Below are 13,659 nucleotides of genomic sequence, written 5' to 3' on the forward strand. Positions count from 1 at the left end.
AAAATGAACCTACTAAAGTTTTTACATACATTGCTAATACTATTGCTAATCTCTTGCAATATGGCAAAATTTGGAGATTATAAACCACTATATTTCAAAGGAGAAAAAGATTTAAAAACCGCAAATGACTACATAAACGCATTAGGATACAAAACAATATCTGAATATACAACAAAGGTAAATATATTAGACTTTCCCGACTTCAAAGAGATAACAATAGACAAGCTAATTCATCTTAATGACCATGATCTCAGGAAAGATCCATTTTTAAAAAAACTTCCTAACTTATTTAATATAGGAACCAAAAAAATACTCTATGTCGAATCAACATTCACCAATAGCGATCTTAAGAAACTAAAGCACGATCAAAATATTGAAGCAGAAATGCACTCATTTAACTACAAGACTAAAATTAAATATTTTTCAAGCATAACATTCATAGTAATCATAACACTTTTATTAATATTAAACATCAAATATGCACCCTTTATAATCCTTTTTCTAATAAGTTCATGTACCATCTTCATATTTAGCGACGAGATATTATATTTTTATCCTTTAACTATACTCTCTTACTTATTATTTACATTAATCGACAATTTTAATAAAAATTACAATAAAATATACCTACGGAATATCAGCTTTACAGTATTAATTGATAAAATCAAAATTCCAATATTTCTATTTTTATTCATAGTATTGTACTTTATTGTGATCATTAACTTTCTAACCACCAATCTTGAGGCACTTCTTATTATTTTTGTATCAATATCAACACTTTGCATTTTCTTAATATTCACTTGGATAAAAACTGAAAGCAATTTCAAACACACATTCCTATCTTTAATTGAAATAAAAGAACGAAAACGAGAAACAAAAATTCTAAAATTCAAGATCCTCATATACATAATGTTATTTATAGCTTCATTAATGCCATTTTTTTATGCACAAAATATACTTAATTCTTATGAAAATTTTAATTATCTCTACAGCAAAAAATTAAACTATTTTGACTATTTAAATCCCAACAATATTTACTTAATGGTGGGATATAATGAAGAAATTCCAAACATTGTAGGTTATATGTATCATATATTTTACCAAAATGAGCTTAAATACAAAAGCACATCTCAGTATGGAAAAGTAAACACAAATGTAAGAGAGGACTATTTTGCAATAGAAAACAACAAAATAACCATCAATCCAAAAACTATATACAAGGTAGACAAAGAATTTATATCTAAAAACCTTAATAAAGAACTCTCAAGATTATTCTTAGAAAATGAAAATCCAATCTTAATATACAAAGAAACGCCCACTAATATTACAATCAATAAAGATAATTTTACAATTTTATTCACTCTTTCATTCCCATTTTTCTTATTGCTATTCCTATTTAAAGCAATAAAATTTACAATTCTTTTAAACATGAGTGAAAAAAACTATAAAAAATATATTAGAGGAATCCTTTGATGTCTAACTTAAAAACACTAAAAATAAAAACAAAAAGGCAGTATAAAGTAAATATAAATGAAATCCAAATGCCTGAATGTGTTTTAATTCCACTAGAAATAGAAAATTCAAAGTCTACAATATATATCATTGAAAATCAAAGAATCTCAGAAGGACAAATATTGTCAAAAAATAAAAATGCAGAGCTATACACATATGCTCCAATATCTGGGACAATAGAAAAAATATATATCGCTAATTTTCCAAATGAACATCAATTAAAATCAGCATTAATAAGATTTCACGGGAGAATCAAAAATGAACAAGAATGCTCAGTTGAGGAAGAATCAAGAGAAAAAACACTAGAAAAGTTAATTCGACTAGGAATCCCATGGTTTAATGAACATTCATTATTTCAATATGTAAGTAAATGTAAAAAAATAGATAAAATGATTTTATTAATAAATGGAAAAGATCCATTTACAAATATCTCAGAAATATTAATAAAAGAAAAATTAAATGAAATTATTTACGGCTTTGAAACAATCGACAAAATATTTAAATGCAAAGAAATACTAATAGTACTCAGCAACTATAACCTAAAAAAAGAACTTGAAACCCTAAATATCTTTAAAGACAAAAGATTAAAAATTAAATTAATTCCCAATATTTCATATCCATATTCAAATCATGAAATGATAATGCACTTCTTATATAATGAAGAGAGCACAAAAAATAACATAAACCCAAATAAAAATATACTTTTAGCCAATGTTGAAGACCTTTATAACGTGTACAACACTCTCAAAACAAACTCTCCTTATAAAGAAAAGTTTATAACCATAAACGGCAATCAAAAAATACAAAGTAAAATAATCAAAGTCAAAATTGGAACATCTATTCAACAAATAATAAATGAAGATATTGATACAAAAAAATATGACGTATTTCTAAACAATCCAGCAAATAAGATTAAAATAAATAATCTCAATACACCTATAACAAGAGATATATACAGCATTACAATATTAAGAAAAAAATCAATATTTAGTAAAATAAAACTCTTAAAAATACCCAGTTTTTCACCGCTATATATGGAAGAAATTATTTTGTCAAAAATTAAGGATAACAACAATCTTGTCAATAAAAAATTACAATGCCTTCAATACACTGAAACTGAAATAGAAGATGAAATAAACAAAGTAAAAAAAGAAATAAAGGAAAAAATCCTAAATCTGGGCCTCAACAATGAACCAATATACACTGAAAATAATTTAAAAGATATCTATTTAACTATTATTTTAGCCTTAATGCCCAGTTTAATATTCTCTTTTACAAATAACGTAAAATTTTTAATTGATACATTCATATTGACAATCACGAGCTTGTGCTTATACATCCCAATAATGTTAAAATCCAAACATAAATATCTCTCTTTCTTCATATATACTGCATTAATTATCAGTATAATCTTACCTTTAAATTTATCCATCATGTTAAAAATAATGGCACTATTTTTCACATTTTTAATATTCTTTTATTTCTCAAAGCTTTCCAAATTCCTTGTAAACCCCATATTAATTTCATTTATGTTTTTATTAGTCAATTTCCCATCAAGCTTTAAGCAAACATATTCTAAGGAACTCTCAAGACAAGAAGATATAATTCCTACTTGGCATAAAATAATTCATCAAAATCCAAACATTCAAAATTTAGAAAGCTTAAAAGGATTTAAAAGACATGAAAACAAGCACATTGATATGATTGAAAAATTTATAAATGACAAGATATTATCTCATCTAAATATAATGATACCAAGATTTCACATTGAAACCCTGTTTGGGCTACAAAACGAAAAATATTTATCCCCCATTCTGATTTATATTGGTTTTTCATTTATTCTTGGAAAATTCATTATAAATAAATTAATACCACTATCTTTTTATGCAAGTCTGCTACTAATTGCCTATACATCAAAAAACTTTGGTCTCTACAGTTATATAAGTTTTGATATGTTAACTCTAATAATGTCACCAATTCCAATGATTTTAGTATTTGCAATGGGAACAGAACTGCAAATAGCTCCTCCCTTTAAATTTGAACAAATACTTTATGGACTTACATTATCTCTAGTATATTTTATAACATTAAGCTATATTCCACTTGAAACTTTATCAGCTGTAATATCCATTTTCATACTACAGGTAAGTTCAACATTAATAAAAAGATATAGCTTAACATTTCAGATTAAAAAAATCTTGCATCATTTAAGCATGAATAAAGCAAAAGTAATAGAACATAAAAACGACAATGGAGAAGAAATTATAAAATTATGAGAAATAGTTTAATAATGTATTTGTTAATAAATAATCTGTTATTAATACACTTTATTGGAATTGAAGACATAAAGATAAAAGATAATAAGACATTATCAAAAAAGTACTTAATCATAATGATAACTTCTCTATTAATTTACTCGGGTCTTTTTTATGTCTATAAATTATTTAAAGATCATAACTTATTATTTATAATACCAATTATATATATAACATTGATCTATATGCTAACGATAGTGCTAAAAATATTAAATAATATCTTAATTGCTTACAACAACAAATCAAAATATTCAAACGATTTTCTTCTATCTAATAGTAGTTTAATTGCAATAACATTCTTTGCTCTAGATAAAAGTCATAACTTTTTAGAAGGAATCAATATACTCATTTTGTCTTCACTTAGCGTCCTAATAGCCCTCATATTAACAATACTAATAAAGAAAAATTTTGAAAAAAGATTAAAATCAAAAATATTAGCTAATGAAACAACTTATTTCTTTATAATGTTCATTTTATCTTTAATTCCAAATATAATTATACTAATAAATAATAGTGAGAGTTTATAATGAAAGAAAAAATAAATGAACTTTTGGAAGAAATTCAAAATGTCTGGGGGAAGCTTTGACAAAGATAAGCTCAAGACACAACTTAAAGAATATGAGAAACAAATAAATAACGAAAATTTTTGGAATGATAATAAAAAAGCGCAAGAAATTCTTAAAAATCAAAATATTTTAAAAGCTAAAATTGAACCTTGGGAGGACTTAATATTTAAACTCCAAGACTTAAGAGAACTCTGCGAAATCGCAGAGAGCGAAGAAGACACAATACTACTTGATAAAGATATTAATAAACTAAAAGAACAGTATAAACATCTCTTAACAATATCTTATTTTAAAGAAGATATTGATATAAGTAATGCGTTTTTGACAATACACTCTGGAGCAGGTGGAACAGAAGCCTGTGATTGGGTTAGCATGTTATATAGAATATACCTAAGATACTCTGAGAGACGTGGATATAAAACTGAACTTATAGACTTACTTGAAGCTGAGGGGGGCATTAAATCTGTTACAATTGAAATAAAAGGAAAATATGCTTATGGATTTTTAAAAAGTGAAATAGGAATACATCGTCTTGTAAGAATTTCTCCTTTTGATGCTGCAAAAAAGAGACACACATCTTTTGCATCTGTTTTCATTGATCCTGTAATTGATGATAAAATTGAAATAATAATTAAACCAGAAGATATTAGGGTAGACACATATAGAGCCTCAGGAGCAGGGGGGCAACATGTCAATAAAACATCATCAGCTGTTAGAATTACCCATCTTCAAACGGGCATAGTAACTCAATCTCAAACTGATAGAAGTCAGCATAGAAATAAAGAGCTAGCAATGAAAGTATTAAAATCAAAACTTTATGAACACTACAAAGCACTAGAACAACAAAAAAGTAAATCTAAACAAGAGGAGAAAAAAGATATATCTTGGGGAAATCAAATAAGATCTTATATCTTTCAACCTTATACCCTAGTAAAAGATCACAGAACAAAATTTGAAAATCCAAATATTATCTCTGTTATGGATGGAAACATTGATAACTTTATAGAAGAATATCTCAAATGGAAAAATCTAAGTTAATCATAATAATATTATTTTCAATCTTAACAATAAAATTAGCATATCCTCAAAGTAATATTGAGTATGGTTTTTCTTATATCATAGACACACAAGATGAAAATAAAAATCTTAAAGAAAGCATTGAGCAAACACTAAACAAAATTTACAACACAATAAATGAACATATTGTCAATGACAATGACAAAGATTTCATAAGGCGCATTTACATACACCAAAACATAGTAAATAAAGAACGAGAGTTCAGCAAACTAAAAGAAGATATGGACAAAAAAAGACTCCAAAATGCAATAAGCTCAAGAGAAGAAAATAAAATAGAAATCAAGATTAATGAACTTAAAAAAGACATTGAAAACATTAAAATTAAACAAAAAGAACTTGAGGAGTACCTTAAAAATTTAAAAAAAATAAAAGCAACATATAAAAAACATGAAGAAAAAATACATCTATCAAATTTGAACACAGAATTTTTAATAAGACAAGAATTATTCTTTATGAATTATATACACTTTAAAAAAGTAGAAAAACATTATCTAGTTGAAATTAGCAATATCACTCCTAAAGGAATCAAGACTCAAAAAGAAATTTTTAAACTATCATCATCCGTTGATGATATTGCACATAAAATAGCAGAACTTAGTCTTGAAGAAATATTAGGAAGAGAATTTATTAAACTTAGAATCAATATTATCAATAATTTAGAGGCCAAAATATATATAAACGAAAAATTTGTAGCAAAAGGACTATATAACAATGATATATGGGATATTTCTGAACTCCCTAACAAAGAAATTATTATTAACATCACAAGCACAACTTACAAACCCTACACAGTAAAGCAAAAGATAAAAAGCGGAGATACGATTAACTTAAATATTAAATTAAAAAAAGCAAATTCTAAAAAAATATCAATTACAAGTAATGTAAAATCCAAAGTATTTCAAAAAGGAGTATTCATAGGAGAAACGCCAATTGAAATTGAAGAACCTGAGGGCACAGAATCTATTTTATTGCAAGCTCAAGGATACAAAAACATGTTCAAAATAATAAACAAAGAAGATAAAGACATTAATATAGAAATGTTAAAAGATAATAAAAGTGAGCTTATTATAAAAAGAGATAAGTTCTATATCAACCTCGGGATCTTCACATTAAACCTAATAGGTACTGCCTTTGCCATAACAAAATATAATGAATCATCAGAACTTTATGATATGGCTTTACATAATATTATTAAACGTAGGATAACATCTCAAGATCTATACAACGCAAAATCTGAACAAATGATTACAACATTTTTACTTGGCACAGGAATAACATTTTCTATTGGCAGCTTTATACCATTAATAATTCATTTGGTACAATATATTCAAGAAGCAAGCAGAGGTGAATAGATCACATTGTAAAATAATTTAGTAAACAATAAAAACGTAGGAGAATGAGGCTTTTGGGTATTTTTGATAAGATAAAGAATTTATTTAAGAATCAAGAAAAAACACAAATATTTGAAAATTTAGAAGATATTCTCTTAGAAGCAGATATCAAAAATGATATAGTAATTGAAATAATAGAATATATAAAAAAAGTTAAAGTCAAAGATGAAAAAGAAACACTCTTAAAGCTAAAAGACTTTCTAAAAAGTTACATAAACCAACAACCCCTTAACTTAGAGAATAAAAGATTAAATATCTTACTTATAATTGGGATAAACGGAGTTGGTAAGACCTCAAGTATCATAAAGCTTGCCAATAAACTTAAAAATGAAGGTAAAAACGTATTAATAGCTGCAGCCGACACATTCAGAGCAGCAGCAATTCAACAAATTAAAATACAGAGTGAAAAAATTGGCATTAAAGTCATATCTCAAAATCAAGGAAGTGATGCAGCAGCAGTAATATTTGACAGCATTTCAAGTGCAAAGAGTAAAAATTATGATATATTAATAATCGACACAGCAGGAAGACTTCAAAACAAAGAAAACTTAATCAAAGAGCTCCAAAAGATGGATAATGTAATTAAAAAGCAAATAATTGAAACAGATATTAACTATAAAAAAATATTAGTAATAGACTCTATCTCTGGGAAGAATGTAAACAATCAAGCAGAAATATTTAACAAAGCAATAGAAATTGATGGAATAATAGCCACGAAATTTGACTCATCATCTAGAGCAGGTGGAATCTTAAATATCTCAAAGCTATTTAAGAAACCAATATACTTTTTCACATTTGGAGAACAAGTAGAACATATTAAAGAATTTAACACTGATGACTACTTGAATAGGTTATTATGACAAAAAAGATAGTAATATTATTTTTAGCATTTATAATACCAAATGCATATGGGCAAAGATACTTCATATCCGATGTATTTTTCAATAAATATCAGGAAATATATGAAATTCCACAAACAGGATTTTACATTGAATACACAAAAATTAATGAAATTGAAAAATTTAGTCTCTTTAAAGACTTAAAACTGACAAAATACAAAACACAAGAAACAATAGAAGATAAAAAAAAACTAACATTCTATAATGAACAAAACATTAAAACAAATGAAGAAATTTATGATAACTTAAATAATAAAATACAAGAAATAAAATATAGTCCCAAAGGAATAATTCTTGAATCTGTAGACTATTTTTATAAAAACAATGATTTAATTTATAAAGAAATCAAAATTTTAAATCAAAAACCAAAAACACTACACTACATGAAAGACACTAATGGCAAGCTTTTAAAAATAACGGGTTCGGATTTCCAAGTTTGGAATTACGGAATCAGTGGAGAAATCAAATCAACATATTTTGACATAAAAAAATCCAAAATAAAAGTAATCCAATATGACGATCAAAAAAGGCATTTAGAAAGCATAATATTAGACAATAACAAAATTAAATCTAAAGAAAAAAATCAATATCTAGATGAACACGAAGTAATCAATACTGCAGAAGAAGACAATATAAAAACTATATCAAAATATAAGGGCCCCAACCTAATCAGAAAAGAAATATATAAAAATAACGAAATAACAAAGATAAGTGATTTTGAATATAATGAATCTGGAAACGTTATAGTTGAAAATATAACTGTAAAGGAAAATAAAAAAGAACATAACACTAAAACAACATACGAATATAATTCTGATAATAATTTAAAGTCAAAAACAATTTATGAGAATGACTCAATATTATTAAAAACTAACTACTCTAATGACAATGAATACGAACAAGAAATATACTATAATGGAAATCCTATCTTTAAAGTAAGATATAAAAATGATGAAATTATTGAAGAAATAAATAAAAATATTACTAGAGATGAAAATGGGACTAAATAAATTTTTACTGAAAAGATTAATTTTAGATGAACAAAATAGTTCATCACTTACAATTGTAATAATCTTAAGCATAGTGCTTGGGCAAATCATTATCATCATCACAATATCGATAATGAATGGTTTTCAAAATGACTTTTTCACAAGCATATCTACCTTAGAGAGTGGAAATTTAAAAATCGAAAGCAAATTAAATGATCAAGAACTTAATGCTCTTAAAGAGATTAAAGAAATAATTCAAATAAATAAAATCTATGAAACACAAGGCATTGGAATTGAAAATTATTACTATCCAAGTATCTTGAATATCATTGCACTTGACACAGAAGACATCATAAAAGACAAAGATTTTATTCTCCTAACAGGCCTTACACAATCTGAACTCCAACTTAATGATGATGAAATCATAATAGGAGATGTACTCTCGCACAACTTAGGCTTATTTGAAGGGGACATAATAGGACTTATATTAAGTGATGAAATAAAAAACTTACAAACATTAAAAGACGAAGTAAAACATTTTAAAATAAAAGCCATTTTTAAAAGCAATTATGCCAAAATAAATGAATCCACAGTGTTTATGAATATTAACTACTTTTACAAAAAACAACTCATAAAAGATTCAGACATTAACTATCAAATAAAAACACAAAACTTATATCCTAGCAAAAAACTAATAAACAAAATAAAAAACATAAATTCAAACATTCAATTCAAACCCTGGAACGAATATAATAAAGAATTCTATAAAGCACTCAAAATAGAGAGGAATACAATGTTAATCATTTTAACAAGCATATTTCTTGTCATTGCCGTTAATACATATTATTTACAAAAAAGAATCATAATTAATAAAAGCAAATCAATTTCAATAATCTTATTCTTAGGTCTCAAATCGCAAAAAATCAGGCAAGTATTCTTAATGCACTCAGTAATAATTTGCATACTCGGGGGCATCATTGGACTCATTGCAGGTATTACAATATCTTTAAACATCAATGAAATTCTAAATATAATTGACATTTTAATAAACAGCTCGATTAACCTTATTAATTACATACTAAAATTAAAACTAGAAAATATAGAAATAAAAATAGTAAAAAACACAGTTACGCCTAAAATATTTTTAAGTGATTTAATGTTCACATTATTCTTTGCTTGTTTGTTTACAATATACTCAAGCCTAAGGGTAACAAAAAAGTTAAATATGCTGACAAAATAAATGGAGCATTATAAATGAAAAATATACTATGTATAAAAGGAATATATAAAACATACACTAAAAACAAAACAAAAATCAAAGTATTAGAAAATTTGAATTTAAATGTAAAAGATGGAGACTTTATTTCAATTCAAGGTAAAAGCGGATGTGGGAAATCAACATTTTTTAACATCATATCAGGAATTGATAAAATGGATTCAGGAGATATAATTTCATGCGGAATATCCTTAAAAGATGCAAGTGAGAAAACCCTAAGCTTATATAAAAATAAAAAAATAGGTCTTGTATTTCAAAATCACAATTTAATTGATGAGTTTAGTGTATTTGAAAATATTATTTTACCTAAAATAATTGAAGGAAAAGACAACTTAGAAACAATAAATAAAAAAGCTCTACGCTTAATGAAAATATTAGAAATAAACACAAGAGCAGAACATTACCCTTCAGAACTCTCAGGCGGGGAAGCACAAAGAGCAGCAATTGCAAGGGCTTTAATAAATGAACCGAATATAATCTTATGCGATGAGCCTACTGGTAATCTGGATATTAACACCGCAAAAACGGTAGAATATCTATTAATAGACACAGCTCAAACATTTAATAAAACACTAATTTTAGTTAGTCACAATCCAGAATTTTCAAATAAAGCAGATATTAAATATGAACTTAAAGACAAAACACTAAAGAGAATATGATGCGTCCAAATACTAAAGAACTCACAAAAATAGCATACATAATATTTACAAATTCAAAAAATAAAAAAGCCCTAATTGGTTCTGGAATATCTTTAAGTTTAGTCATGATTCCTTTAATTATTGTTTACTACATGTCAAACAACATCATGAATTCCACAATAGATAAATACATTGAAAATGAAGGATTCTCGGTACAAATCGAATATAATGAAATTCAAAAAGATACTCATCTTAGATCTAAACTAGAAAAATTTAAAAAAGAATATCAACATGATGAACTAAAATATTTTTTTGAAAGAAGAACCTATGGAATAATTGGAAATCAAAAAAAACAAGGGGTATTAATAAGGGCAGTAGAAGACAAATTTATTGATGAAAATAAACATATAAAATTAATAGATGGCAAGAAGAGCTTCAACAAAAACGAAATATTAATATCAAAACAAATAAGAGACAGACTTAATTTAAACATCAATGAATCTATTTATATAGTAGTACCAAATAATAAGCATCAAAAGATATTCCCTAGGGCAAAGAAATTCAATATATCTGGAATCATTGAAACGGGTTTAAGGGAAGTTGATAAAAACTTAGTTCTTATTTCATTACAAGACGCAAATATAATGTCGGAAGAATTTTCTAAAAGTATAATTGGAATCTCTGTCAAACCCAATACCAAAGAAAAAGCGAATAATTTAAAGAAAAACATTGCAAAAGAATTTCAAAAATATAAAATAAAAACATTCTATGAGCTTTATTTAAACAAATATAAAAACTTAGATATCAGCAAAAAACTCTTAATATTTATTATGGCATTTATTGTAATATTTGCAAGCATTAATATATCCTCATCTCTTTGCATGTTAATACTTGAGAATAAAAAGAAAATTGCAATATTTAAATCAATTGGAATGAATAATTCAAGTATTAAGCTAATATTTATATTAATAGCACTCGTTCTAAGCTCAATATCTTGCTTAATAGGCATAATCATTGGAAATTACATAACCATTAATATAGAACATTTAATTAATATAATAGACATTATTATTAATACAATTTTAAAAATATTTGGAGCTGATAATACAGAACTTTTAAACTCTGATTATTATATCTCTGAATTTAATATTAAAATAAGCACCAAATTTAGCTTAATTATTCTTTTATCCTACACACTAATTAGTGTCGCAACAACGCTTATTCCCCTAAATATTATTTCAAAGCTTAAAGAAAAAGAAATTTTATAGATAAATCAATATCTCTTCTCTATACACAAAAATACTATTTTGCAAACACATTTACGATCTTAATAGAAGATAGCTCTTCTTTAATATTTGGATAAATCTCTTTTGGGAAAATAGTCTTTAACGAAAAACTCTGCTTAGAATAAGGTTTAAGAAAAGAATTAGTCTCAGAAATTAACTTCCGTTGCAAAGACCTAATAATATGATTATCCCTAGCAACGTAAGCCACTTCGATTTCCAGATCTTTAATATTATCCTTTGAATCATTGTAAACTTCTATTAAAGAATTAGCCTCATAAATTCCAAAAGTTTCATTAAAATAACTCCCAAGATACTTAAAATTTAATATTGAAGAACTTGTCTCTAAATTAATACTAGAGACATTATCAACTTCACTAAAAAATTCAATTAAACGTATATCAAGAACCATTTTCTTAGGATGTTCATTAATTTCTTTAGAAATATTGTATATAAAATCAATTGGAGCATATACACCTTTGCTCCACTTATTTTGAAAATCACTTGTCTTTTCAAAAACCTTATTTAAAATAGGTTTTCCTAAATCATCATAAACAGTAACACTATAAGAAATTCTTTTAATAGGCTCTTTAGCTGAAATAACCCCTGCTTTTAACTGATAAGCATGTGCATCTTCAAAAACTAACACCTTCGCATCTTCAACTTCAACATAATATAAAACATAAGGACTCTCAACAAGATTAGTAGATTCAACTATTAAATCAGATGCCCTTGTAACTGAAGGTAAGCCTTGGGAATTGGTCTTTTTGACATCTTCTACTCCATCAAGCTCTTCATAGCCACTAATAAAGGAATGCATTAGTGTATATGTAATAAATGCAATAATAGCTATCAATATAAAACTTAACAATAATATTAATATTCGCTGTTTTAACCTCTCAGCATCATTATAATTTTTTAAATTAATCCCACTAACTATTCCAAATTCTTGAGCCTGTAAACTTACATGAATAAATTTTTTATTTATCTCTTTAGTAGCTATTCTTTTTACAAGTCTCTTATAGAGATTAAAAAATGAAGCAAAACTAGATTTATTATGAAGAGAATACAAATATACAGTCTCAAGTTCTCTTAAAGCATCACTCAACTCCCCCATTCTCTCTAATTGCCGTGCTTTATCATATACCTTAGAGAAACGCATTTCAATATTCTCAATATCAGCATCAGAAATATCCACTCGTTCAATAATCTCATCTATATCTCTTTCTCTTAAAACCCTATTCTTATACTTAGATAGCCTAGATAAATAAATCTTAATTCTATCCTCAGAAGTTTTACTCATTATCTTCTAATTCATCAACTTTCTTTAAGAGCCAATAAGCAATATTCTTAGCAGTATCTTTTGTAACCGAAATTCCAACAAAAGAATTTATTAAAATTATCTTCTCTTTAGAACCCTTAAGTTCCCCAGAAATCTCTTCTAAAACACCTTCTTTAGTCTTAGTATAAACAATCTCTTCAGGAATCTCTGTAGATTCGAAAACAAGATCACAAAAAATCTCTCCAGTATTAGTTACGCTGCCATAAATATTATTAACAGGTACTAATTTATAATCTTCTGCTTTTTCAAATCTGTAAATTATTTCCTTCATAAGACGAATTATAACATAAACATATCTTTAAAATATAAAAGCTTGAAATTATAATATAATTATAAAATATAGATCTCAAGAACACAAATTGACTTAACAA

General features: G+C 25.9%; 12 protein-coding genes. 10 read left to right on the forward strand and 2 right to left on the reverse strand.

All coding sequences use genetic code 11. From position 1 onward, the window contains the following. The first annotated feature begins 3 nt into the window (after positions 1-3). The 10 genes from bhDAH_RS00350 (at position 4) to bhDAH_RS00395 (ending at position 11,931) form a co-directional block, all read left to right on the forward strand. Positions 4-1,473: a hypothetical protein gene (locus tag bhDAH_RS00350; RefSeq protein WP_012421850.1), complete on the forward strand. Its 1,470-nt coding sequence runs from the start codon at positions 4-6 to the stop codon at positions 1,471-1,473. Beyond that, positions 1,473-3,788, forward strand: a complete 2,316-nt coding sequence (locus bhDAH_RS00355) for an RnfABCDGE type electron transport complex subunit D (RefSeq protein WP_043924378.1) — start codon at positions 1,473-1,475, stop codon at positions 3,786-3,788. Before bhDAH_RS00350 ends, bhDAH_RS00355 begins: the two co-directional genes overlap by 1 nt. Beyond that, positions 3,785-4,354 (forward strand): hypothetical protein, encoded by a 570-nt coding sequence (locus bhDAH_RS00360; RefSeq protein ID WP_012421852.1) that lies wholly within the window; start codon positions 3,785-3,787, stop codon positions 4,352-4,354. Before bhDAH_RS00355 ends, bhDAH_RS00360 begins: the two co-directional genes overlap by 4 nt. Further along, positions 4,354-5,431, forward strand: a protein-coding gene (prfB, locus tag bhDAH_RS00365) for a peptide chain release factor 2 (protein ID WP_172792907.1) whose coding sequence is annotated in 2 segments (ribosomal slippage) — positions 4,354-4,409 and positions 4,408-5,431 — 1,080 coding nt in all. Because the reading frame shifts where the segments join, the coding sequence is not laid out codon by codon here. The genes bhDAH_RS00360 and prfB overlap by 1 nt, the downstream gene beginning before the upstream one ends. After that, positions 5,413-6,822 carry a PEGA domain-containing protein gene (locus bhDAH_RS00370; RefSeq protein ID WP_012421854.1) on the forward strand — a complete coding sequence of 470 codons (1,410 nt, stop codon included), beginning with the start codon at positions 5,413-5,415 and terminating at the stop codon, positions 6,820-6,822. The genes prfB and bhDAH_RS00370 overlap by 19 nt, the downstream gene beginning before the upstream one ends. Positions 6,823-6,875: 53 nt before the next feature. Continuing rightward, on the forward strand, positions 6,876-7,721 hold the full coding sequence (gene ftsY, locus bhDAH_RS00375) for a signal recognition particle-docking protein FtsY (protein WP_043924512.1): 846 nt from the start codon (positions 6,876-6,878) through the stop codon (positions 7,719-7,721). Then, complete coding sequence (locus bhDAH_RS00380; RefSeq protein ID WP_012421856.1) at positions 7,718-8,770, forward strand: hypothetical protein; 1,053 nt, start codon at positions 7,718-7,720, stop codon at positions 8,768-8,770. Before ftsY ends, bhDAH_RS00380 begins: the two co-directional genes overlap by 4 nt. Beyond that, a complete protein-coding gene (locus bhDAH_RS00385; protein ID WP_043924379.1) occupies positions 8,757-9,989 on the forward strand; it encodes an ABC transporter permease in 1,233 nt (410 codons plus the stop codon). The genes bhDAH_RS00380 and bhDAH_RS00385 overlap by 14 nt, the downstream gene beginning before the upstream one ends. Positions 9,990-10,003: 14 nt before the next feature. Beyond that, positions 10,004-10,684: an ABC transporter ATP-binding protein gene (locus tag bhDAH_RS00390; RefSeq protein WP_012421858.1), complete on the forward strand. Its 681-nt coding sequence runs from the start codon at positions 10,004-10,006 to the stop codon at positions 10,682-10,684. Next, a complete protein-coding gene (locus bhDAH_RS00395; RefSeq protein WP_012421859.1) occupies positions 10,681-11,931 on the forward strand; it encodes an ABC transporter permease in 1,251 nt (416 codons plus the stop codon). Before bhDAH_RS00390 ends, bhDAH_RS00395 begins: the two co-directional genes overlap by 4 nt. A 34-nt stretch (positions 11,932-11,965) precedes the next feature. Here bhDAH_RS00395 and bhDAH_RS00400 read toward each other — a convergent pair whose 3' ends face one another. Both bhDAH_RS00400 and bhDAH_RS00405 read right to left on the reverse strand, forming a co-directional pair. Continuing rightward, a complete protein-coding gene (locus bhDAH_RS00400; RefSeq protein WP_012421860.1) occupies positions 11,966-13,249 on the reverse strand; it encodes a hypothetical protein in 1,284 nt (427 codons plus the stop codon). After that, the gene (locus bhDAH_RS00405; protein WP_012421861.1) at positions 13,242-13,559 is read right to left on the reverse strand and encodes a hypothetical protein; all 318 of its coding nucleotides are present in this window, start codon (positions 13,557-13,559) and stop codon (positions 13,242-13,244) included. Before bhDAH_RS00405 ends, bhDAH_RS00400 begins: the two co-directional genes overlap by 8 nt. Positions 13,560-13,659 lie beyond the last annotated feature (100 nt).

The sequence above is a fragment of the Borrelia hermsii DAH genome (assembly GCF_023035675.1).
GTDB classification, from domain to species: Bacteria; Spirochaetota; Spirochaetia; order Borreliales; family Borreliaceae; genus Borrelia; species Borrelia hermsii.

Coding starts and splice junctions, on each gene's coding strand:
- bhDAH_RS00405 (WP_012421861.1), bottom strand. CDS start 13,559: ATGAAGGAAATAATTTACAGATTTGAAAAAGCAGAAGATTATAAATTA.
- bhDAH_RS00400 (WP_012421860.1), bottom strand. CDS start 13,249: ATGAGTAAAACTTCTGAGGATAGAATTAAGATTTATTTATCTAGGCTA.
- bhDAH_RS00395 (WP_012421859.1), top strand. CDS start 10,681: ATGATGCGTCCAAATACTAAAGAACTCACAAAAATAGCATACATAATA.
- bhDAH_RS00355 (WP_043924378.1), top strand. CDS start 1,473: ATGTCTAACTTAAAAACACTAAAAATAAAAACAAAAAGGCAGTATAAA.
- bhDAH_RS00360 (WP_012421852.1), top strand. CDS start 3,785: ATGAGAAATAGTTTAATAATGTATTTGTTAATAAATAATCTGTTATTA.
- bhDAH_RS00385 (WP_043924379.1), top strand. CDS start 8,757: ATGGGACTAAATAAATTTTTACTGAAAAGATTAATTTTAGATGAACAA.
- bhDAH_RS00380 (WP_012421856.1), top strand. CDS start 7,718: ATGACAAAAAAGATAGTAATATTATTTTTAGCATTTATAATACCAAAT.
- bhDAH_RS00350 (WP_012421850.1), top strand. CDS start 4: ATGAACCTACTAAAGTTTTTACATACATTGCTAATACTATTGCTAATC.
- bhDAH_RS00370 (WP_012421854.1), top strand. CDS start 5,413: ATGGAAAAATCTAAGTTAATCATAATAATATTATTTTCAATCTTAACA.
- bhDAH_RS00390 (WP_012421858.1), top strand. CDS start 10,004: ATGAAAAATATACTATGTATAAAAGGAATATATAAAACATACACTAAA.